This window comes from Lysobacter sp. ISL-50, assembly GCF_018612875.1.
In the GTDB taxonomy this organism is placed as follows: Bacteria; Pseudomonadota; Gammaproteobacteria; order Xanthomonadales; family Xanthomonadaceae; genus Lysobacter.
In genome coordinates, this window is sequence record NZ_JAGGRI010000020.1 from 120,188 (window position 1) to 142,287 (window position 22,100).

Genomic DNA, 22,100 nt, shown 5'->3' on the forward strand with positions numbered 1-22,100 from the left:
TGTCACGGAAATGACAGTGAGGCTGGCGCACGATGGTGCGCACAGGTCTCAGCGCTTCGTCTCAAGATCGGGCCCGACCTGCGCTAGTATCGAACCGTTCTTCGCGACCGCTCCGAGCGGACGCCCGATCGAACGCGTCCTGCGTTCATGATTTTATTCTTCTGTCTGTTATGCCAGCTATCGCTAGCCTAGAAGGAGCCGCGTGCGTGGACAGCTTGCTCAAACTCGGTATCACGCGTAGGGAACTGCTCAAGGCCGGTGCCGCATCGGCCACCGCCATCGCCGCGCCCTCGGTGGCGTTCGCGGCGCCGCAAGACGATCCGCCGCTGCCGCCGGTGATGGCGACAGTGGCGTTCGAGGTCAACGGCAAGCCCGAGACGCTCGAACTGGACACGCGAACCAGCCTGCTGGATGCCTTGCGCGAGCACTTGCACCTGACCGGCACCAAGAAGGGCTGCGACCACGGCCAGTGCGGCGCCTGCACGGTGATGGTCGATGGCCGGCGCATCAACGCCTGCCTGAGCCTGGCGGTGATGCACGAGGGCGACCGCATCACCACCATCGAAGGCCTGGGCACGCCGCGGAAGCTGCATCCGATGCAGGCCGCCTTCATCAAGCACGACGGCTATCAGTGCGGCTATTGCACGCCCGGCCAGATCTGCTCGGCGGTGGCGATGCTGGGCGAGATCAAGAGCGGGGTGCCGAGTCTGGTCAGCGAAACACTGACCGCGCGGCCCAAGGTCAGCGCCGAGGAAATCCGCGAGCGCATGAGCGGCAACATCTGCCGCTGCGGCGCGTACTCCAACATCGTCGATGCGATCGCCGAAGTCGCCGGGAGATCCGCATGAAGGCCTTCACCTACGAGCGCGCGTCCTCGCCGGCGCAAGCCGCCGCCGCGGCCGCCAGCAAGCTCGGCGCCCGATTCATTGCCGGCGGGACCAACCTGCTGGACCTGATGAAGCTGGAAGTGGAGACGCCCGCGCACCTGATCGACGTCAATCCGCTCAAGCTGGACACGATCGAGCCCACGCCCGAGGGCGGGCTGAAGATCGGCGCGCTGGTGCGCAATACCGATCTGGCTTCCGATGCGCGTATCCGCCGCGACTATGCGCTGGTGTCGCGCGCGCTCGTCGCCGGCGCCTCCGGGCAACTGCGCAACAAGGCCACGACCGCGGGCAACCTGCTGCAACGCACGCGCTGCCCGTATTTCTACGACACCCATCAGCGCTGCAACAAACGCAATCCCGGCAGCGGTTGCGCCGCGCTGGGCGGCGTCAACCGCCAGTTGGCCGTGATCGGCGGCAGCGAGGCCTGCATCGCGACCCACCCCAGCGACATGGTCGTGGCCATGCGCGCCCTGGATGCCACGGTGCAGACGGTGCAGGCGGACGGCGTCGAACGCAGCATTCCGCTCGCGCAGTTCTATCGCGCTCCGGCCAATACGCCGCACCTCGATACGGTGCTGGGCAAGGGCGAGTTGATCACCTCGGTCACGCTGCCCAAGCCGGTCGAGGGCACTCATATCTATCGCAAGGTCCGCGACCGGGCCTCGTACGCGTTCGCATTGGTGTCGATCGCCGCGGTGATCCAGCGCGACGGCACGGGCCGCATCGCGGTCGGCGGCGTCGCCTACGCGCCCTGGCGCAGCGAAGCCGCCGAATCGGAGCTTCCCAAAGGCGCCAAGGCGGTGACCGAGCGGCTGTTCGCCGGCGCCAAGCCCACCGAACACAACGGCTTCAAACTGCTGCTGGCCGAGCGCACGCTCGCCGCGGTGCTGGCGCAGGCGAAGGAGTGATGCCATGAAGTTCGATACCCCCGCCACGCGCAATCCCATCGATCAGCTCAAAGTGGTCGGCAAGCCGCTCGACCGCATCGATGGCCCGCTGAAGACCACCGGCACCGCGCCTTACGCCTACGAGCAGCACGAAGCGGTGCCCAACGCGGCCTACGGCCATGTCATCGGCGCCGGCATCGCCAAGGGCAGCATCATGTCGATGGACCTGGACGCCGCGCGCAAGGCGCCGGGCGTGCTCGCCATCGTGACCGCCGCCAACGCCGGAAAACTGACCAAGGGCGACTTCAACACCGCCAAGCTGCTCGGCGGCCCGGCGATTCAGCACTACCACCAGGCGGTCGCGCTGGTGGTGGCGGAAACCTTCGAACAGGCGCGTGCCGCCGCCGGTCTGGTGCGCATTCGCTACGATCGCACGGGTGGCGCGTTCGATCTGACCGAGGCCAAGAAATCGGCGGTGATTTCCGAGCGCGAGCAACCCGACATCGCCGTCGGCGATTTCGCCGGCGCGTTCGCCTCCGCGCCGGTGCAACTGGATGCCACTTACACCACGCCCGATCAGTCGCACGCGATGATGGAGCCGCACGCGTCCATCGCCGCCTGGGACGGCGACAAGCTCACGCTGTGGACGTCCAACCAGATGATCGCCTGGGGCCGCGGCGATGTCGCCAAGACCCTGGGCATCCCGAAGGAAAACGTCCGTCTGGTCTCGCCGTTTATCGGCGGTGGCTTCGGCGGCAAGCTGTTCGTGCGTTCCGACGCCGCGCTCGCGGCGCTGGGCGCGCGCGCGGCGGGACGGCCGGTCAAGGTCGCGCTGCCGCGGCCGCTGATCGCCAACAACACCACGCATCGTCCGGCCACCATCCAGCGCATCCGCATCGGCGCGGCGAAGGACGGCACGATCACCGCCATCGGTCACGAAAGCTGGTCCGGCGATCTGCCGGGCGGCGGTCTTGAGAACGCGGTCCAGCAGACACGGCTGCTGTATGCCGGCGCCAATCGCATGATCCGGGCGCGGCTGGCCACGCTGGACCTGCCCGAAGCCAACGCGATGCGCGCGCCCGGCGAAGCGCCGGGATTGATGGCGCTGGAAATCGCCATGGACGAAATGGCGGACAAGCTGGGCATGGACCCGGTGGAGTTCCGCATCCGCAACGACACCCAGGTGGATCCGGAAAAACCCGAGCGCCCGTTCTCGCAGCGCCAGCTGGTGCAATGCCTGCGCACCGGCGCCGAACGCTTCGGCTGGAGCAAGCGCAATGCGAAGCACGGCAGCGTGCGCGACGGCCGCTGGCTGGTGGGCATGGGGATGGCGGCGGGGTTCCGCAACAACCTGACGATGAAATCCGGCGCCCGCGTGCGCCTCGGCGCCGACGGCAAGGTCACGGTGGAAACCGACATGACCGACATCGGCACGGGTACCTACACCATCATCGGCCAGACCGCCGCGGAGATGATGGGCGTGCCGCTGGACAAGGTGGTCGTGCGGCTGGGCGATTCGGATTTCCCGGTCGCGGCGGGCTCGGGTGGGCAGTGGGGCGCCAACAGTTCCACGGCCGGCGTCTATGCCGCCTGCATGAAATTACGCCAGGTCGTCGCCGCCAAGCTGGGCTTCGACCCGGAAAAAGCCGCCTTCGCCGACGGCAAGGTCAGCGTCGACGGCCGCAGCGTTTCGCTGGCCAAGGCCGCCGAGTCCGGCGAGGTGGTGGTGGAAGACAGCATCGAGTTCGGCGATCTGGCGAAGAAGTTCCAGCAATCGACCTTCGCCGCGCACTTCGTCGAAGTCGGCGTGGACATCGCCACCGGCGAATCGCGCATCCGCCGCATGCTGGCGGTGTGCGCGGCCGGCCGCATCCTCAATCCCAAGCAGGCCCGAAGCCAGGTGATCGGCGCGATGACCATGGGCATCGGCGGCGCGCTGTCGGAAGAACTGGCGGTGGACAAGCGCCTGGGCTTCTTCGTCAATCACGATCTGGCCGGTTACGAAGTGGCCGTGCACGCCGACGTGCCGCACCAGGAAGTGATTTTCCTCGATGAGGCCGACGACAAGTCGTCGCCGATGAAAGCCAAGGGCGTGGGCGAACTGGGCCTGTGCGGCGTAAGCGCCGCCATCGCCAACGCCATCCACAACGCCACCGGCATCCGCGTGCGCGAGTATCCGATCACCCTGGACAAGCTGCTGCCGCATCTTCCCGAGATGGGCTGATATCGCTTACGCGCGAGTTGCCGGCGGGTCGGCTCAACCATCGGGTTTCCGCAACCGCCAAGAGAAGACGCAATCCATGACGCTCAAATGCATCAACCCCATCGATCTGCCGCCGCAGCAAAGCTACACACAGGTCGTCGTCGCGACCGGAAGCAAGCTGGTATTCGTCTCGGGCCAGGAGCCGGAAGACATCGACGGAAATCTCGTGGGCCCGGGCGATCTGGCGGTTCAGGCGCGTCAGGTCTATGCCAATCTCGGCCGTGCGCTGGCCGCCGCCGGCGCCGGGCCCGAGCAGGTCGCGAGAATCACGATCTACGTCGTCAATTACGAACGCGACGCCTGCCTGCCGATTATCGAAGCAGCCCGGAAGACGCTGTTCGGCGATCACAAGCCGGCCGACGTGGTGCTCGGCGTAGCGTCGCTGTCCCCGGGCTATCTGATCGAGGTCGATGCGATCGCGGTCATTGATTGACCGCGTCGCCGAGACTTTCTGCGCTCAACGAAGCCGAAGCCAAGTCAGAAGTCGTCGCTGCGTCGATAAGCTGCGATCAAACGCTGCTCGCCCTCGACCCCGGGGGAGGCGTTGCCGTGTTCCATGCCGAACACGAAGTCCCGGCCTTCCTTGTGCATGCGCTCATGGATGTAGGCGAAGATGTTGCGGTAGTTGATCTCGCCGGTGCCCGGTTCCTTGCGGCCCGGGACGTCGCCGATCTGGAAGTAGGCGATTTCGTCCCAGGCCAGGTCGATGTGGTGGATCAGATTGCCTTCGTTGCGCTGCAAGTGATAGATGTCGTAGAGGATCTTGCAGGCCGGGCTGTCGACGGCGCGGGCGATGGCATAGGCCTGCGCGGACGTGCGCAGGAACAGCTCGGGCCGGTCGCTCAGCGGTTCCATCACCATGATCAGGCCGTGCGGCTCGATCACCTCGGCGCCGGCGCGGATCGCGTCGATCACGTGGCCGGTCTGGATATCCACGGGCAACTTGGCCTCGAAGAAGCCGGGCACGATGGTCATCCATTTCGCGTTCACGCGCTTGGCCGTCGCCACGGCCTCGCGGCAGGTCTTGACGAAAGCCTCGCGGAACTCCTTCTTGCCGGTGGTGTAGGACACCTTCCAGTTATCTCCGGCATCGATCACGAACACGCCCATGGTCATGCCGTTGCCGGCGAGGGTCTCGCCGATGCGTTCCTGCAGGGCCACCGGGCGTTGCATCAGTTCGTTGTCTTCGAACGCCTTGAAGCCGGCCTGGGCCATGTAGCGAATCTGCGCGATCGGGTCCTTGCCGGCCGAGGCTTCGAACATGCCCAGGTGCGGGGCGTATTTGAGCTTGAAGTCCGGGGCGGGCGCATGCGCCGCCGGTTTTGCAGCAACCGCCGCCATCGAAGGCAGCACGGTGGCGGCCGCAGCGGCGGCGGTGGATTGGAGGAAGGCGCGTCGTTGCATGGGCGGGTCCTGTCGGTGAGCGGTTCGGGCGATGCGGGCAGGCGCGGCGGCTCAGGTCCACCACGGCTCGTCGGGCGGGTCGCGCAGCAACGCCAGCTTCAGCGTGTCGATGGCGGTCTGGAACCCTTGCTCGGTCGACATCAGCGCGTCCTCGTGCTCCAGGCTCACCACATAGTCGTAACCGGCGACGCGCAAGGCCTGCATGATCTGTTTCCACACCAGCAGATCGTGCCCATGCCCGACCGAGCGGAAGCTCCACGCGCGTTGCGCGATGTCGCGATAAGACCTGCCGTCGATCACGCCGTTGACGGCGGTGTTGGCGCGGTCCAGGGCCACGTCCTTGGCATGGAAGTGGAAAATCGCCGGGCCCAGTGCGCGGATCGCCTGCGGCATGTCGACGCCCCGCCACAGCATATGGCTGGGATCGAGGTTGACGCCGAGATGATCGCCGGCCGCCGCGCGCAGGCGCAGCGCCGTGTCCGCGTTGTGCACGATGAAGTTCGGATGCGGCTCCAGGGCGATGCGGATGCCGTGCTCGCGCGCATGGGCGGTGGCATCGCGCCAATACGGAATCGCCTTTTCGTTCCACTGCCATTCCAGCGTCTGCAGCATCTCCGGCGGCCACGGCGAGGTGATCCAGTTGGGGATGCGCGCGGTGTCGCTGTCGCCGGGGCAACCGGAGAAGGTGATCACCACCGGCACTTGAAGGCGTTCGGCCAGACGCACGGTGCGGCGCAGGATGGCGTCGTCGCGCTGGGCGATGTCGGGATTGGGATGCAGCGGATTGCCATGGCACGACAGCGCGCTGACGATCAGGCCGTGATCGGCGACCAGCGTGCGGAAATCGTGCGCTCGATCGGTCGAGGCGAGCAGGCCTTCGACATCGAGGTGATCGGCGCCGGGAAAGCCGCCGGCGCCGAGTTCGACCGCGTCCAGGCCGGCGGCCTGCACCTTGCGTAGCATCTGCTCAAGACTCAGCTTGGCGAACAATGGAGTGAAGACGCCGAGTTTCATGCGATGGTCCTCAAGGGTCGGGGAACGCGGCGACCGACGTCCACACGCCGCCGCGGGCGGCGCTGTCGAGCATGGCGTCGATCGTGCACTGCACGCGCAGCGCGTCGTGGAAGGTCGCCACCGTGGGCGGCAGGGCGGCGCCGGTGTCGGGCCAGCCGGCGATCGATGCGTAGATGTCGCGCATCAGATTGCAGAACGCGTCGCTCCAGGATTCCTGGTGGCCGCCGGGCAGGCGCGCATACGGCCGGGCTTCCGGCAACAGCAGGCCGGGGTCTTTCTGCAGCAGTTCGTTGGCGCGGTCGCGGTGGCCGATCCACAATTCGTTCTGCGCTTCCTGGCGCCATTTCATCGAACCCGCGGCCGCGCAGATTTCCAGTACCAGATCGTTCTTATGGCCCGCGCAGACCTGGCCGACCGTCAGGCTGCCGCGCGCACCGTTGTCGAAACGCAGCAACACGGTCGCCATGTCCTCGCTGGCCATCTCGACCCATTGCGCGTCGTCGCCGGCACCGGCGGCCGTGAAGCTGCCGGTGGAATGCGCGGGCTTGCGCCGGCGCGGCACCACCGTGACCGGATCGGCCAATACTTGCGCGATGCGCAGGCCGGCGACGTGTTCGGCCAGATCGCACCAGTGCGAACCGATGTCGGCCAAGGCCAGCGAGGCGCCGGGCTGATCCGGTTCCAGGCGCCAGGACCAGTCGCTGTCGTGCAGCAACCAGTCCTGCAGATATTGGCCGTGCACGAGATGCGGTTTCCCGATCTGGCCCGCGGCGATGGCGGCGCGCGCCTGCTGCACCAGCGGATTGCCGCGATAGTTGAAGGTCACCGCGTGGAAGACGCCGGCGGCGCGTGCCGCCGCCAGCAGTTCCCGCGCTTGCTCGACGGTATCGGCGAGCGGCTTGTCGCAGACCACGTGCTTGCCGTTGGCGATCGCCGCCAGGGCGATGGGGTAGTGCAGGCGGTTGGGCGTGGCGATGTGGACCACATCGATGCGCGGATCTTCAACGAGACTGCGCCAGTCGGCATAGGCCTGCGGAATCGCCAGTTCGCGCGCGCGCGCCTGAGCGCGCGGCAGGTCGCTGCCGGCGAGCGCGGCGATTTCGACATGGCCCAGGCGCCGGATCGCGTCGACGTGCCAGGGGCCGATAAAGCCCGCGCCGACCAGGCCTGCGCGCAACGTTCTCATGGTGCGGACGCTCCCTGGCCGGCCGAGGGTCGCGGTGCGCGGTCGCGGAAGAACAAGGCGAACACGACGAAGACCGCGGCCGCGCCGACGGCGGGGATCAGCCAGATCCGCGACCAGTCGTGCAGGCCGGCATCGCCGGCGATGCGATAGGCATCGACCGCTTTGCCCGACAGCCATGAGCCGATCAACATGCCCACGCCCCAGGTCACCAGGGTCAGAAAGCCCTGCGCGGAGGCGCGCAGATGCGCCGGCGCCTCGCGGTCGACATAGATCTGGCCGCTGACGAAGAAGAAGTCGTAGCACACGCCGTGCAGCAGGATGCCCAGGTACAGCATCCACATCAGCTGGCCGCTGTCGCCGCCGGCGAACAGCAGATAACGCGCCGCCCACGCGGCCATGCCGATCAGCAGCATCGCCTTGATGCCCAGGCGGCGGAAAAACAAGGGCATCGCCAACATGAAGGCGATCTCGGACATCTGCCCGAAGGTCATCTTGCCGGCGGCGTTGGACACGCCGATCTCGTTGAGAAAGCCGTTGGTGAAGGCGTAATAGAACTGCAGCGGGATGCAGACCAGCAGCGAGCCGATCATGAACACCGCGAACGAGCGATTGCGCATCAGCTGCAGCGCGTCCAGCCCCAGGAAGTCGCGCAAGCCCGGACGCGCCGCGTCCTGCGCCCGCGGCAGCGGCGGGGTATGCGGCAACGCCAGCGAGAACAGGCCCAGCACCACCAGGGCGATCACCGAGACCAGGAACTGGACCGCGCTGTTTTCGGCGTGGAGCACATACCCGACCAGCCAGCCGGCGGCGATCCAGCCGATCGTGCCGAGCACGCGCACGCCGGGGAATTGCTGCTGCGGATTGTCCATGTGGCGGAATGCGACCGCGTTGCTGAGCGCGATGGTCGGCATGAAGCACAGCATGTGCAGCAGCAGGGCCGCATAGAACGGCACGAAGCTCGTTTGCAGCGAGGCGTAGTACAGCGTGGCCGCGCTGAGCAGGAACAACACCGCCAGAGCGCGCTGGCTGGCGAACCAGCGATCCACCACCAGACCCACGAACAGCGGCGAGACGATCGCCGCGATGGCCGAGGTGCCGTAGGCCAGGCCGGTCTGTTCGCCGCTGAATTTCATGGCCTGCAGCAGATAGGTGCCCATCGTGACCGTCCACGCGCCCCAGGCGAAGTACTGCAGGAACATCATGACCGACAGGCGGATGCGGATGGATGCGGTCATGGCGTTCCCGTGGCGCTGGAGTGGAGGAGGGCGTCGAGCCTTGCGATCACTGTTGCGGGTGGATCTGTGCTTTCTTGAACATCAAAGCTCGCGAATGCGGATGTTGCGGTAGCTGACTTGGTCGCCGTGATCCTGCAGGCCGATGACGCCGCTGCGGGCGACACCGAAGGCCGGCCAGTCCTTGAACTTGCTCGCCGCCACGCGCGCCTTCCAATCCGCCGAACCCAGCGTGCATTCGACCACTTTCTCGCCGTTGAGCCAATGTTCGACGTGGTCGCCGCGCACAAGGATGCGGGTCTGGTTCCATTCGCCGACCGGATGGGTCGTGACCTTGGTCGGCGGATACAGGCCGTACAGCGCCGAGGCCCAGCGGTCGCGCCCGTTCTTGCCGTCGGGATGATGGTCGTTGTCGAGCACCTGGTACTCGATCGCGCTGCGGTAGATCTGCGGTTCCGACTCGGTGCCGCGATAGAAGATGCCGCTGTTGCCGCCGGGCGATATCTTCCAGTCGATGCGCAATTCGAAATCGCCGTACGGCTTGTCGCTGACCAGATCGCCGCCTTCGGCAATGCGCACCAGCGCGCCGTCCTCGGCCTTCCATCCCTGCACCGGTTGCCCGGCCTTGCCGTAGCCGTGCCAGCCCTGCAGCGAGCGGCCGTCGAACAGCGACACGAACCCTTCGCGACGTTCGGCGGCGCTCAGGCTGTTGCTCGCCGCGGGCCGGGCGGCGCCTGCGTTGCTGGCGCACGCCAGCAAGACGCACAGCGCCATGGGCGGCAGGAATGATGGGAGATGGGCGGATCGGATCATGGCGGGCTCGATGAGGTCGACGGGAGAGGGCGAGCGGTGGCCGCGGCGGTAGCGCGGTCATGAAGGGTTGCGGCGCCGTCGTACAGCGAACGATTCTGGCGCGGCCAGCCGGTCGAAGCACGTACCTCGGTCGCATTCGCGAGCGGATCGTCCCGCTCCATGCGCATGGCTGCGCCCGGCATCGATTCGACCAGCCGCGCGCCGTCGCTCGGACCGAGCAGGGCGGCGGCGGTATCCAGGCCGTCGGCGTCGATGCCGCGGCGCGCGATCACCGTGGTCGCGCTGCGGCCCTGCATCGGCCAGCCGCTGCGCGGATCGATCAGGTGCGAATAGCGCCGCCCGTCTGCCTCGAACCATTGCTCGGCATCGCCGGCGGTGGAGACGGCGGCATGGCGCAGGTACAGCGTCGTCTGCGCGGTCGGTTCGCGAGTTTGTGCCTGGGCTTGCACGGGCGCCAACGGCGCGATGCTCACGCGCCAGCCCGGAGCGCCCGGCGGCGCGTCGGACACCGCGATGTCTCCGCCCAGCGCGACCAACGCGCGTGTCACGCCTTGCCTGGTAATCGCCGCCAGGGCTTCGTCGGCCGCGTAGCCCTTGGCGATTCCGCCGACATCCAGGCCGATGCCGGGCCGGTCGATGCGGACGGTGCGCGCCTGCGCATCCAGATGCAGATAGCGATAGCCGCCGTTCGCGCGCGCGCGTTCGATGCGTTCGCTGCGCGGCAATTCGCTGAGCTTGCGTGCGCTGCGCCACAAGCGGGTGAGCGCACCCTGGGTGACGTCGAAGGCGCCGCCGGAGCGCTCGGCCACGTCCTGGCCGGCCTGCAGCACGCGGAACAGATCCTCGCCGACCGCGATGTCGCCGCCGCCGGCCTGCGCGGCCAGGCGCATCAGGCCGCTGTCTTCGCGGTAATCGCTGAGTTCCAGGTCGAGTTGCGCGATGCGGGCGAAACCGGCGCGCATCGCCCGCTCGGCGCTCGCCGCATCGGCGGCGTACAGCACGATGCGGGTCTGCGTGCCCATGTGCGCTTCGCTGCGCTGGTAGCGCGCGAGCGGCGTCTGCGCACGCGCCGCGAACATTGTTGCCGACAGCGCGGCGAAGAACGCGAACGCGGCCAGCGAGCGCTTCACTTGGCCAGCACCCATTCCAGCCCGCCGAGCAGCAGCCCCTGGAAACGCGGATCGCGCCAGACTTCCGGGCGATGGCCGAGCGCGGAATAGAACACCCGGCCCTTGCCCTGCGTGCGCGTCCAGGCCAGGGCGAAATCGCCGTCCTGGCGATGGACCTTGGGATGCTTCAGATCGACCGACCCGGTGTCCAGGCTCAGCAGCACGTGCACGTCGCCGCGCGACCAGTCCTTGAACTGATAGATCTCGTCGGCGATGACGAAACTCTTACCCAGGCCACGCGTGGCGGGATGGCTGCGATCCTCGACCTTGACCGTGATCTCCTGGTTCCACGGGTGTTCGTCGAAATAGCCGCCGACCATCCGGCCGTACTGCGGCCACTGATAGAAGGTGTCGCTGGCGCTGTGAATACCGACGAAGCCCTTGCCGCCTTCGACGAAGGCCAGCAGGTCGCGCTTCTGCCGCGCGTCGATCGGCAGTTCGCCGGTGGTGTAGAACACGACGGCGTCGTAGCGCGCCAGCTGCGCGGCGTCGATGACCGCCGGGTCGTGGCTGACGGTCACGCGGAAGCGGCCGGAGTCCTCGCCGAGCTTGACCAGCACCTGCTCGGACTCGGGAACGACTTCGTGCTTGTAGCCCGATGAGTAGGTGAAGTAGAGCACCGAAGGCACGGCTTTGCCCGCGCGGTCGCTGGGCGCCGCGGCGGCGGGAAAGCAGCAGGCTACGAGAAACAGCACCGCGAACAGACCGCAGGCCGCGACCGGCCTGCGCGAAGGACCCATCGATAACGAAGCCGTCGTCATGGGCCGCGCCGTCATGCCTGCTTGTCGCCGGTTCGGCCGGGCATGGCCACGACCGGCACCGCGATCGGGCCGCTCAGGGTGAACGGCGCTGGCGCCAGCGATTCCTGCGAATTGAGCGCGTCCTCCCAGGTGACGCGGCCGCCGCTGTAACCGGCCATGCGTCCCATGATCGCGGTCAGGGTGGCTTCCGAAACCTGCTTGAGCTCGTTGAGCGGCTTGCCGCCGCGGATCGCCGCGATCAGGTCGGCGTGCTCTTGCACATACGGATCGATATCGCTCTCGGCCAGGCGCGAGTCGCGCTTCCAGGCATTGGCGCCGGTGATGACGTGCTGGTCCACGCGCGAGTTGCCGCGCGTGCCGACCAGCGCTTCGGAGATATTGTTGGCGCAGCCGTCCATCTGCCTGCACATGCTGATCATGTGCGCGCCGCTTTCGTATTCGAAATCGGTGGCGAAATGGTCGTACACATTGCCGAACACCGAGTCGGTGCGCACTTGCCGGCCCGCCAGGCTCACCGCGCTGGCCGGATGCGCGTTCATCGCCCAGTTGACGACGTCCATGTTGTGGATGTGCTGTTCGACGATGATGTCGCCGGCCAGCCAGTTGAAGTACAGCCAGTTGCGCAGCATCCATTCGCCGTCGCTCCAGCCCGGCTTGCGGTCGACATGCCACAGGCCGCCCTGGTTCCAGTACGCGCGGGCGGCGACGATTTCGCCGATGGCGCCGTCGTGGATGCGTTTGATCGTATCGAGGTAGCCGGCCTGATGCCGGCGCTGCGTGCCGGCGGCGATCTTCAGGCCCTTGCCGTCGGCGATGTCGGACAGCGCCAGCACCTGGCGCACGCCGGGAGAATCGACGGCGATGGGCTTCTCGGTGAAGACATGCTTGCCGGCTTCGATCGCCGCCTTGAGATGCTCGGGCCGGAACGCCGGCGGACTGGCCAGGATGACGTAGTTGATGTCCTGGGCGATGACCTTCTTGTAGGCATCGAGCCCGGAGAACTGACGTTCGGGCGGTACGCCGATCGGCTTGCCGAGCTTGGCTTCGATCGCGGCGATGCTCTTGCCCAACTGCTCCGGGAACACATCGCCGATGGCGACCACGCGCACGCCGGGCGCGGCTTCCAGGACGTTGCGCAGCGCGCCGGTACCGCGGCCGCCGGCGCCGATCAGGCCCACGCGGATTTCGTCGCTGCCGCCGGCATAGGCGCTGCCGAACACGGAGGCCAGGCCGACCGCGGCGGCGGTGCCGGCGCCTCGTTGCAGGAACTCGCGGCGCAGCGGATCGAAGGGAGGCGTTGCGTCGCGGTTGCGTTCGTCGGTCATGGTGCCTTTCCATGTGGGTTGCGTTGGGGTTTGTCGGTCCGCGCATTCGCGCGATAAGCGCCGAGCGGCCCGCTGCGTGTGTTTGCCGCGCTATTGATTGGGACTGGCGCGCGTCACCTTCGATTTGAACTGCTTCAACGCCGGCGCCTCATCCACCGCCCGCACCACGCGGAAACCCACGAAGCTGGCGTCGGTATGCCACCACACGCTCTGCGGTTCCTGCGGATCGCGGCGGCTCCAGGCCGGTTTGGAGGCGCGACGCGCGGCGCTGCGGACGTGGGCGGCATCGTCTTCGAAGGAACCGCCGCGAACCACGTGCGGATAGCGCGCCGCGCCGGGCAGGGCGACCGGGTCCTTGGCGGCCGGGCCTTTCAGCGCGGCGTAGCGTTTGGGGTCGTAGCGGTCGAGCGTCCATTCGGCGACATTGCCGTGCATGTCGTACAAGCCGAACGCGTTCGGTTTCTTGCCGCCGACGCGATGCGGCGCGCTGTTGGCGTTGCCGGCATGCCACGCGCTCGCGTCGAGCGATGCGGCGTCCGCGCCCGACGACCACGGCGAGGCGGTGCCGGCGCGGGCCGCGTATTCCCATTCGGCCTCGGTCGGCAGGCGATAGCGATGCCCGGTCTTCGCCGACAGCCAGCGGCAATACTCGGTGGCCGCATGCCAGGTCATGCCGATGGCGGGCTGGCGGCCTTTGCCGAATCCCCAGGATTCGTCGGCATACGGCGGCGTCGGCCCGGTCACCGCATCGGCGGGCGCGTCGGCGCCTTTGCTCAGCTTCGGCGCGAGCTTGCGGAATTGGTCGTACTCGTCCCAGGTGACTTCGTACTTGCTCATCCAGAACGCGCCGACCGCGACGTCGGCCTGCGGGCCCTCATCGGGCTCGCGTCCGGATTCCGACGCAGGGCTGCCCATGCGGTAACGGCCGGCGGGTATCGGCAGCATGTCGAAGCCGATGCCGGTGCCCGCCAGCGACTCGGTATACGCCTTGAAATCGGCCGGCGGGCCTTTGGCGAAGGCCGGCGCGCCGATCGGCAGCAGAGATGGCACGAGTGCGGCAAGGCCCAGCGCGGCCGCCGTCGAAATCGTAAGTCGACGCATGTGCATCCATTGATTTAGATCGATCTAAACTGAACTTGCCCCAGGGGTACGAGGATGTCAATTTGCACTGCATCATCGTCGCGGTCGCTCGTCCGGGTCGCCGCCGCGCGCAGTTGTTTGGCTGCGGCGAGCGAGCGGATCGCGGATCAGAACGCGCGGCTCGTCTCCGTGGCCCAGGTCTTGCCATTGCCCGCCTGCGCCAGCGGCACGCAGGCGTGATACGCGCCCGGAATCGGGCGGTACTGCAACACCTGTGTGGCGCCGGGTTCGGAGGTGAAGTAACCGAGCAAGGTCAGCTCTTTCATGATGAGGATGAAAGGGCGATGCCGTTGGGCGCGGGGCAGGGTGGACTCATCCTCCGCCTTGACGGCCGGATCGTGCACCTGTTTCACCGCCGCCGCGCGCAGCGCCGGTTCCAGTTCGAGAAAGCCGCGCCCATGTTCGCGCTTGGCCTGGGTTTCGAAGTCCGCAAGTCCGGCGACGAAGCGCGCCTGATCCTCCTTCGGGTAGACATCCTTCAACATCTTGTCGATGAAGGCCGCAATGCCGACATCCTTCGCGCCCGGCGTGTCGGTGCGCGGGATCATGATCTCGGCGACTTCCGCCACCAGCGCGGCCTGCGCCTGGGTCAGGAAGATCGGCTTCCATTCGGCATTCTTGCCCGGCTCGGCGGACGTGCCCGGCTCGGCCGAGCAGCCGGCGAGCACGCCCAGAATGGCCGGCGCCGAAACCGCGCCGCCCATCAGCAAGGCCACGCGGCGTATCGCCTCGCGGCGGTTGAGGTCGGTCGTCATAGGTTCATCCGCTTGAGTTCCTGCACGGCGTGATCGGCGGCGCGCGAGGTCAACGCCATGTAGGTGAGCGAGGGGTTCTGGCAGGCCGAGGAGGTCATGCAGGAACCGTCGGTGACATAGACGTTCTTGCAGGCATGCACCTGGTTCCAGGCATTGAGCACGGAGGTTTTCGGATCACGGCCCATGCGCGCGGTGCCCATCTCATGGATGCCCATGCCCAGATCGTCGGCGTTGTCGTACTCGCGCACGTTCTTGAATCCCGCCGCGTCCAGCATGGTCGCGGCTTCCGCCGCCATGTCCTTGCGCATCCTGGTTTCGTTCTCGCGCATTCCGGCATCGAATTCCAGCACCGGAAGCCCGTGCTTGTCCTTGCGCGTGCGATCGAAGACGACGCGATTGTCGTGATACGGAAGAGTTTCGCCGAAACCGACCAGCCGCATGCCCCACGGCCCGGGCTGCGCGGCCTTGGTCTTCAGGTCCGCGCCCAGCGTGGGATCTTCCATGAGCCGGGTCCATCCCGATCGTCCCGCGCCGCCCTGGTACCCGAAGCCGCGCAGGTACGAGCGCTTGTCCTTGCCGATGTTGACGAAGCGCGGGATGTAGATGCCGTTGGGACGCTGGCCGCTGTAGTACTGATCGTCGAAGCCTTCGACCTGCGCGGTGGCGCCGATGCCCAGGTGATGATCCATGATGTTGCAGCCCAGCTCGCCGCTGTCGTTGCCGAACCCTTCCGGAAAACGGCTGGAGACCGAGTTCATCAGGATCGAGGTGGAGCCGAACGTCGACGCGCACAGGAAGATCACCTTGGCGTGGAATTCCATCTGCTGGTTGGTTTCCGCATCGAGCACGCGCACGCCGCTGGCGCGGTCGTTCTTCGCGTCATGGATAAGCTCATAGACGATCGAATTGGGCCGCAGCGTCATGTTTCCGGTTTTCTCCGCCGCCGGCAGCGTGCTGGAGTTGCTGCTGAAGTAAGCCCCGAACGGACAGCCGCGAACGCACAGGTTGCGATACTGGCAGGTGCCGCGCTGCGGGCTGTGGGCGAGGGGAGCGGTGAGATTCGCGGTCCGGCCGATGGTCATCGCGCGCCCCATCTTGCTCGCGATCGCCTCCTTCAGATGCATCTCGACGCAGTTCAAGGCCATGGGCGGCAGGAACTTGCCGTCCGGCAGTTGCGCGTAGCCTTCGGCCTGGCCGCTCACGCCGATGAAACTCTCCGCGCGGTCGTACCACGGCGCTAGGTCTTCGTAGCGGATCGGCCAGTCGACGGCGATGTCTTCCTTCGCGTTCGCCTCGAAGTCCATCGGACTCCAGCGATACGACTGCCGGCCCCACATGATGGAACGGCCGCCGACGTGATAGCCGCGCACCCAGCCGAAAGGCTTCTTCTCGATGTAGGGATAGTCGGTGTCGTTGACGAACCAGTGCTTGTTCGCCTGCGTCAGCACGCCGGCGCGTTGCGTAACCATCTGGTGCTGGAGATCGTCCTGCGTGGGGCGGCCGGCATAGGGCAGCTCCCAGATCTGTTCGAGCGCGGTAGGGTACTCGCCGTGCTTCACCATGCGCCCGCGATCGAGCACCAGGGTTTTCAATCCCTTCTCGGTGAGCTCCTTCGCGGCCCATCCACCGCTGATCCCGGTTCCGACCACGATTGCGTCAAAGAAATTGTTCTCGGCTGGCATACCACGCTTCCCCCGCTGGCTCGACCAGGACTCTACCGCGAAAAGTAGGTAGCATCGAAACGCCTGTCACAAGGCGTGTCACGATCGACAGGTGATGCCTACACGTTGTCGCAATGCAGCATCGCTTGTTGAATTCCAGTCCTGACATTTTTTGGATTTTTTTGAATTCCGGCCCTGACATTTTCTGACATAGGCAGAACACCATGCTGACTCGACGTGCCTTTCTCCAAAACGGTTCGCTTGCGCTTGTGGCGATGATGTCCCCGAATGCCTTCGCCGCGAAACCGCGCACCGGGCCGCTGGGCAAGCCGGTCGGACTGCAGTTGTGGACGATCCGCGACGACGTCGCGAAGGACCTGCCGGCGGCCTTGAAGGCGGTCGCCGCGATCGGATACGGCGAGGTCGAGTTCGCAGGGATACCCAAGGCGCCCGCCGCCGAGGTGCGGACGATGCTTCGCGACAACGGCCTGACCGCGCCCAGCATGCACTGCGGCATGACCGACGCACAGACGGATCTGCAGCAGCGCATCGACTTCGCGCAGGCCGTCGGCGCGCGCTACATCATGATCTCGTTTCCCTCGACCGCCGATGCGCGCTTCAAGGACGGCAATGCGCTCGCCGCCGGCATGACGCTGGACGACTGGAAATGGAACGCCGAGCAGCTCAACCGCATAGGCGAGCTCACCCGCAAGGCGGGCATCACCTGCGGCTATCACAACCACAATATGGAATTCCGCTCGTTCGACGGCGTGGTGGCCTACGACGAACTGCTGCGGCTGACCGATCCGAAGCTGGTGACGATGGAGCTCGACATCGGCTGGGTCGTCACCGCCGGCGCCGATCCGCTGAAGTTGCTCACCCGTCATGCCGATCGTATTTCGGCGCTGCACATCAAGGACGTGCGCAAGGCCGCGAAGACGCTGGTCGATCGCGTCGACGCCCAGACCACCGAGGTCGGCAAAGGCCGCGTGGACTGGCCGAAGCTGTTCGCCGCCATGGACCCGCAGCGCATCCGCCATTGCTTCGTCGAGCAGGAGAATTTCGAACGGCCCGCGCTGGAAAGCGCGAAGCTCAGTTTCGATTACCTGAGCCATCTGAAAGCGTGACGCGCTGAGGTCATACCGTGCCTTTCCTGACCGCAAGCGCCATCAAACAAACCTATGACGTGATCGTGGTGGGCTCCGGTGCCGCCGGAGGGCAGAGCGCGTACACGCTGTGCATGGACGGCGCCAAGGTGTTGATGCTCGAAGCCGGGCGCAACTACACGCCGGCGACCGAAACCCCGATGTTCCAGACTCCGGACCAGGCGCCGCTGGGCGGCGTCGACACGCCGGAAAAGGCCTTCGGCTTTTTTGACGCCACCGTCGACGGCGGCTGGCAGGTGCCAGGCGAGCCCTACGTCAACACGCGGCGCGACGATGCCGGCCGGTTCGACTGGTGGCGCGCCCGCATGCTCGGCGGCCGCACCAATCACTGGGGGCGGATCTCGCTGCGCAACGGGCCTTACGACTTCAAGCCCTACAGCCGCGACGGCCTGGGCTTCGACTGGCCGATCGATTACGCCGATGTGGCGCCGTATTACGACAAGGTCGAGATGCTGATCGGCGTGTACGGCGACAACGACGGCCTGGAGAACACGCCCGATTCGCCTGCCGGCGTATTGCTGCCGCCGCCCAAGCCCAGGGTCAGCGATCTGCTGGTGCAGCAGCGCGCCGGGCGCCTGGGTGTTCCGGTGATCGCCGGGCATCGCGCGGTGCTGACGCGGCGCCTGGATGCGGACAACCTGCCGGCGAAGCTGCATCCGGGCAACCCCGAGGCGCAGCGGATTTTGCGCGAGGCGATGCTGCGCCGCGCCGCCTGCTGGTGGGCGACGCCCTGCGGCCGCGGCTGCTCGACCGGCGCCAACTACCAGTCGACCACCGTGCACCTGCCGCCGGCGCTGGCGACCGGCCGGCTCGACATCGTCTGCAACGCCATGGTGCGCGAAGTCGTGCTGGGCGCGAACGGCAAGGCCGACGGCGTGCGCTTCATCGACAAGACCAGCGGCAAGGAATTCGCCGCCTCCGGGCGCGTGGTGGTGCTGGCCGCCAGCGCCTGCGAATCGGCGCGGATTCTGCTCAATTCCAAATCCACTTCGTTTCCCGATGGCCTGGCCAATTCCAGCGGCAAGGTCGGCCGTTACGTGATGGATACCGTCGGCGCCGACCTGGTCGGGCAGGTTCCGATCCTGGAGAACCTGCCGCTGCACAACGAGGATGGCGCCGACGGCGGCCACATGTACACGCCGTGGTGGCTCTACAAGGAGCAACTGGCCGGCAAGCTGGGTTTCGCTCGCGGTTATCACATCGAGTTCGGCGGCGGCCGGCGCATGCCCGGCCCGGGCACCGGCGCCAAGCTCGAATGGCTCACCGGCGGCAGCTACGGACTGAAGTTCAAGCAGGACGTACGCCGCTACTACGGTTCCTTCGTCGGCTTCGCCGGCCGCGGCGAGATGATTCCGAACGAAAATTCGTACTGCGAGATCGATCCGCAAGTGAAGGACAAGTGGGGCATCCCGGTGCTGCGCTTCCACTGGCAGTGGTCCGAACACGAGAACCGCCAGGCCGCGCACATGCAACGCACCTTCGCCGACATCATCACCGCGATGGGCGGACGCGTGCAGGGCAAGGTCGAGACCGACGGCGCCAAGGCCATCGCCCCCGGCGGTTCGATCATCCACGAACTGGGTGGCGCGATCATGGGCAATGATCCGAAAACCTCCGTCACCGATCGCTGGTGCCGGACCTGGGACGTGGACAATCTCTACATCACCGACGGCGCCGTGTTCGCGTCCAATGCCGACAAGAACCCGACGCTGACCATCATGGCGCTGGCCTGGCGCGCCTGCGACCACATCCTGGCGCGCATGCGCCGCAAGGAGCTCTGATGGACCGCCGCACGTCGCTGAAGTGGATGTTGAGCGCGGCCAGCGCGCTGCCGCTGTTGCAGCTGGCCGGCTGCAGTTCCGATCTGCCGCCGCCCAGGCTGCCGTCGGGCGTGGGCTACGGCACCGATCCGGATCTGCTCAAGACTTACGGCCCCGGTTCGGTCTGGCCGCTGACACTGGACGAACGCCAGCGGCGCATCGCCACCGCGCTGTGCAGCCTGATCGTTCCGGACGAACCCGATGCGCCGGGCGCGGTCGCGGTCGGCGTGGTCGATTTCATCAATGAATGGGTCAGCGCGCCGTATCCGCGGCAGGTCAAGGATCGCAAATTGATCCTGGCCGGATTCGACTGGCTGGACGAGCAGGCGGAGCAGCGCTTTTCGCGCAGCTTCGGCGAATCGGTCGAGAGCCAGCGCACCGCGATCTGCGACGACATCTGTTATCTGCCCCGCGCACGCGCCGAGTTCAAGCAAGCCGCGCGGTTCTTCGCCCGTTATCGCGATCTGACCATCGGCGGGTTCTGCACATCGCCGCAAGGGCGGAACTACCTGGGTTACGTCGGCAACGTGCCGATGGCCAGCTTCGAAGGCCCGCCGCCGGAAGTGCTCAAACTCGTGGGAGTGGGCTGATGGCGCCGATCATACGTCGCGATTTCCCGCCGGCCGCGCGCCGGTCTGCCTGGAGGACACACCGCATGTACATTCGTTTGCTCGCCGCCAGCGTGCTGGTATTGGCCAGTGTCGCCGGCGCGCATGCCGCGGAACCGGCGCGTCGCGACTGGCAGTCGTTGTTCGACGGCAAGACGCTGGACGGCTGGCGCGCCAGCGAGGCGCCGGGTTCCTTCAGCGTGCGCGACGGCGAGATCGTGGTGCGCGGCCCGCGTTCACATCTTTACTACGTCGGCGAGGTGGAGCGTCACGATTTCCGCGACTTCGAACTGCAGCTCGACGTCATGACCAAGCCCCGCGCCAATTCCGGCGTCTACTTCCACACCGCCTGGCAGGAGGAGGGTTGGCCGGCCAAAGGCTATGAAGTACAGGTCAACAACAGCCACACCGATCCCAAACGCACCGCCGGCCTGTATGCAGTCAAGGACAACTTTCAGGCGCCGGCCAAGGACGATGTCTGGTTCACCCTGCGCATACGCGTCGAGGGCCGCCGCATCCGCACCTTCGTCGACGACAAGCCGATCATCGACTACACGCAGCCGAAGCGGCCGGATCGACCAGCCGACATGCAGGGCAGGGTGCTGTCCTCGGGCACCTTCGCGCTACAGGCGCACGATCCGGGCAGCGAAGTGCACTATCGCAACATCAAGGTGCGCGTGTTGCCCTGAGCGACGGTGGCGGATTGCGCGAGGGCTTGATCCACTCGCTGTGATAAAGGGGCAGGGTGGCGGCAAATCAGCCCATATCGGCGCGGCACCGGACGCACTTGCTCAGTTTCGATTGCAAGAAGCCGCCCAGTCGAGTGGGGCGGCTTGAGTTCGCTTGAACCTTATTGATGCGTGCAGTGAACAAGCCCCCGAGTCGGGGGCTTTTCGTTATGCGTCCGCGATGGCCGTTCGCCCTGCTTCAACGCGTTAGTCCGAAGGCGTCGCATCTGCCTTCACTCAAGGGGAACGGAACAGGCCATGGACTATCCCGGTTGCCACTACTCGCACGTCTCTTGGATCACCCAGGACAGCAGCACTTACCAGGCACTGATCAAAGGTTTGGAGAATCATCGCACCGCACCTGCCGCGGTGAAGACATTTGTCACCATGTTGAACACAGCCAATAAGGCGTTCAAGGACGGGCTCAAGCCGGGCGCGAACCTGACCGAGCTGCTGCAGACCTACCAAAACACGACAGGGATCATTTCCACCCGGGACTTCACGCTTCCCGATATCCCGCCGGACCCTGGCGCGGATAACAGCATAATCCTCGACATGATCGAGGGTATCGTCGGGGCGCTGAGCACGGAGATAGGAATCGGCATCAGCTTTTACACGTTGATAATGGATTTTTTGGGATTGTTCGACATCAAGCTGCATCTGCAGGGCTTGGTGTTCAATGCCGCGGACACCGACCTCGAACTCGGCCACATCCCTTTCGGCGAGAACGGTCAGCCCAGCTTGCTGCCGCTGTCGCTCACGATCCCTGCCGCCAAGCCGATCATGAATCCGCTCGACAAAAAAGAATTACTACTGCATAGGCTTCACTGAATTTGGCGGCGTGAGCGTCCATGAGTTGCAGGGCTTTTGGATCGACGTGCGAGCGCGGCGGAAGAAAGGCAACGACCCGCATCCCATCTACTGCCAGTTCTACAGCGTGCTTAGAGGCGTGGCTCCCGGAACGGACGATCGCAATCACGGTCCTCTGGATGACTTTCTCTTGACCGATGACAGAAAGGTCGTTGGAGCGATGACGGACTTCGGCCCCGATCATCAAGAGAACGGAGCCGTGGCGCTCATTTATCGGTGAGGGAGATGTCCAGTGGCGCTGGCGCGTCTGAGGCATGTAATGAACTCAGAATCTGGCAGCGGCGATTGCGGCCAGGTTCTCGCCCAGGAAAAATCATATTCCAATCCGTATCTCGAAACCGCTTGTAGCTCGCCGTAGGTAGATATAGGTGCTCAGGTAGCCGCTCATGCATCAGGCTCATGTTTCGGGAC

Annotated in this window: 21 protein-coding genes; 10 read left to right on the forward strand and 11 right to left on the reverse strand. The window is 66.2% G+C overall.

Going from position 1 to position 22,100, the window contains the following annotated elements; all coding sequences use genetic code 11:
* Positions 1 to 215 precede the first annotated feature (215 nt).
* The 4 genes from paoA (at position 216) to J7J50_RS13080 (ending at position 4,470) form a co-directional block, all read left to right on the forward strand.
* Complete coding sequence (gene paoA / locus J7J50_RS13065) at positions 216 to 848, forward strand: aldehyde dehydrogenase iron-sulfur subunit PaoA (RefSeq protein WP_215058727.1); 633 nt, start codon at positions 216 to 218, stop codon at positions 846 to 848.
* The gene (locus J7J50_RS13070) at positions 845 to 1,795 is read left to right on the forward strand and encodes a xanthine dehydrogenase family protein subunit M (RefSeq protein ID WP_215058552.1); all 951 of its coding nucleotides are present in this window, start codon (positions 845 to 847) and stop codon (positions 1,793 to 1,795) included. The genes paoA and J7J50_RS13070 overlap by 4 nt, the downstream gene beginning before the upstream one ends.
* Positions 1,796 to 1,799: 4 nt before the next feature.
* Positions 1,800 to 3,998, forward strand: coding sequence for an aldehyde oxidoreductase molybdenum-binding subunit PaoC (gene paoC / locus J7J50_RS13075; protein WP_215058553.1), 2,199 nt, complete (start codon positions 1,800 to 1,802; stop codon positions 3,996 to 3,998).
* Between the two features lie 76 nt (positions 3,999 to 4,074).
* Positions 4,075 to 4,470: a RidA family protein gene (locus J7J50_RS13080; protein WP_215058554.1), complete on the forward strand. Its 396-nt coding sequence runs from the start codon at positions 4,075 to 4,077 to the stop codon at positions 4,468 to 4,470.
* A 44-nt stretch (positions 4,471 to 4,514) separates the two neighbouring features.
* Here the strand turns inward: J7J50_RS13080 and J7J50_RS13085 are convergent, their stop codons facing one another.
* The 11 genes from J7J50_RS13085 to J7J50_RS13135 form a co-directional block, all read right to left on the reverse strand.
* Positions 4,515 to 5,441 (reverse strand): TIM barrel protein, encoded by a 927-nt coding sequence (locus J7J50_RS13085; protein WP_215058555.1) that lies wholly within the window; start codon positions 5,439 to 5,441, stop codon positions 4,515 to 4,517.
* Positions 5,442 to 5,492: 51 nt separating this feature from the next.
* Entirely contained in the window at positions 5,493 to 6,455 is a 963-nt protein-coding gene (locus tag J7J50_RS13090; RefSeq protein ID WP_215058556.1) for a sugar phosphate isomerase/epimerase, read from the reverse strand.
* Between the two features lie 10 nt (positions 6,456 to 6,465).
* Positions 6,466 to 7,641 carry a Gfo/Idh/MocA family oxidoreductase gene (locus J7J50_RS13095; RefSeq protein ID WP_215058557.1) on the reverse strand — a complete coding sequence of 392 codons (1,176 nt, stop codon included), beginning with the start codon at positions 7,639 to 7,641 and terminating at the stop codon, positions 6,466 to 6,468.
* Positions 7,638 to 8,876: a nucleoside permease gene (locus tag J7J50_RS13100; RefSeq protein ID WP_215058558.1), complete on the reverse strand. Its 1,239-nt coding sequence runs from the start codon at positions 8,874 to 8,876 to the stop codon at positions 7,638 to 7,640. Before J7J50_RS13100 ends, J7J50_RS13095 begins: the two co-directional genes overlap by 4 nt.
* An 81-nt stretch (positions 8,877 to 8,957) precedes the next feature.
* Positions 8,958 to 9,686 carry a DUF1080 domain-containing protein gene (locus J7J50_RS13105; RefSeq protein WP_215058559.1) on the reverse strand — a complete coding sequence of 243 codons (729 nt, stop codon included), beginning with the start codon at positions 9,684 to 9,686 and terminating at the stop codon, positions 8,958 to 8,960.
* Entirely contained in the window at positions 9,683 to 10,831 is a 1,149-nt protein-coding gene (locus J7J50_RS13110; RefSeq protein WP_215058560.1) for an FAD:protein FMN transferase, read from the reverse strand. The genes J7J50_RS13105 and J7J50_RS13110 overlap by 4 nt, the downstream gene beginning before the upstream one ends.
* A complete protein-coding gene (locus J7J50_RS13115; protein WP_215058561.1) occupies positions 10,813 to 11,616 on the reverse strand; it encodes a ThuA domain-containing protein in 804 nt (267 codons plus the stop codon). The genes J7J50_RS13110 and J7J50_RS13115 overlap by 19 nt, the downstream gene beginning before the upstream one ends.
* An 11-nt stretch (positions 11,617 to 11,627) precedes the next feature.
* A complete protein-coding gene (locus tag J7J50_RS13120; RefSeq protein WP_215058562.1) occupies positions 11,628 to 12,941 on the reverse strand; it encodes a Gfo/Idh/MocA family oxidoreductase in 1,314 nt (437 codons plus the stop codon).
* Positions 12,942 to 13,031: 90 nt separating this feature from the next.
* Positions 13,032 to 14,042: an SUMF1/EgtB/PvdO family nonheme iron enzyme gene (locus J7J50_RS13125; RefSeq protein WP_215058563.1), complete on the reverse strand. Its 1,011-nt coding sequence runs from the start codon at positions 14,040 to 14,042 to the stop codon at positions 13,032 to 13,034.
* Positions 14,043 to 14,188: 146 nt separating this feature from the next.
* On the reverse strand, positions 14,189 to 14,785 hold the full coding sequence (locus J7J50_RS13130; protein ID WP_215058730.1) for a gluconate 2-dehydrogenase subunit 3 family protein: 597 nt from the start codon (positions 14,783 to 14,785) through the stop codon (positions 14,189 to 14,191).
* Between the two features lie 47 nt (positions 14,786 to 14,832).
* Positions 14,833 to 16,518, reverse strand: coding sequence for a GMC family oxidoreductase (locus J7J50_RS13135; RefSeq protein ID WP_215058564.1), 1,686 nt, complete (start codon positions 16,516 to 16,518; stop codon positions 14,833 to 14,835).
* A gap of 257 nt (positions 16,519 to 16,775) precedes the next feature.
* On the opposite strand from J7J50_RS13135, the gene J7J50_RS13140 reads away from it, so the two are divergent.
* The 6 genes from J7J50_RS13140 to J7J50_RS13165 all read left to right on the forward strand — a co-directional run bounded on the left by J7J50_RS13140 (position 16,776) and on the right by J7J50_RS13165 (position 21,909).
* Complete coding sequence (locus J7J50_RS13140; RefSeq protein WP_215058565.1) at positions 16,776 to 17,624, forward strand: sugar phosphate isomerase/epimerase; 849 nt, start codon at positions 16,776 to 16,778, stop codon at positions 17,622 to 17,624.
* Between the two features lie 17 nt (positions 17,625 to 17,641).
* A complete protein-coding gene (locus tag J7J50_RS13145; protein WP_215058566.1) occupies positions 17,642 to 19,444 on the forward strand; it encodes a GMC family oxidoreductase in 1,803 nt (600 codons plus the stop codon).
* On the forward strand, positions 19,444 to 20,073 hold the full coding sequence (locus tag J7J50_RS13150) for a gluconate 2-dehydrogenase subunit 3 family protein (RefSeq protein ID WP_215058567.1): 630 nt from the start codon (positions 19,444 to 19,446) through the stop codon (positions 20,071 to 20,073). Before J7J50_RS13145 ends, J7J50_RS13150 begins: the two co-directional genes overlap by 1 nt.
* A 65-nt stretch (positions 20,074 to 20,138) precedes the next feature.
* Positions 20,139 to 20,780 (forward strand): DUF1080 domain-containing protein, encoded by a 642-nt coding sequence (locus tag J7J50_RS13155; RefSeq protein ID WP_215058568.1) that lies wholly within the window; start codon positions 20,139 to 20,141, stop codon positions 20,778 to 20,780.
* 297 nt (positions 20,781 to 21,077) lie between these two features.
* Positions 21,078 to 21,650, forward strand: a complete 573-nt coding sequence (locus J7J50_RS13160; protein WP_215058569.1) for a hypothetical protein — start codon at positions 21,078 to 21,080, stop codon at positions 21,648 to 21,650.
* A gap of 10 nt (positions 21,651 to 21,660) precedes the next feature.
* Complete coding sequence (locus J7J50_RS13165) at positions 21,661 to 21,909, forward strand: hypothetical protein (protein ID WP_215058570.1); 249 nt, start codon at positions 21,661 to 21,663, stop codon at positions 21,907 to 21,909.
* Positions 21,910 to 22,100 lie beyond the last annotated feature (191 nt).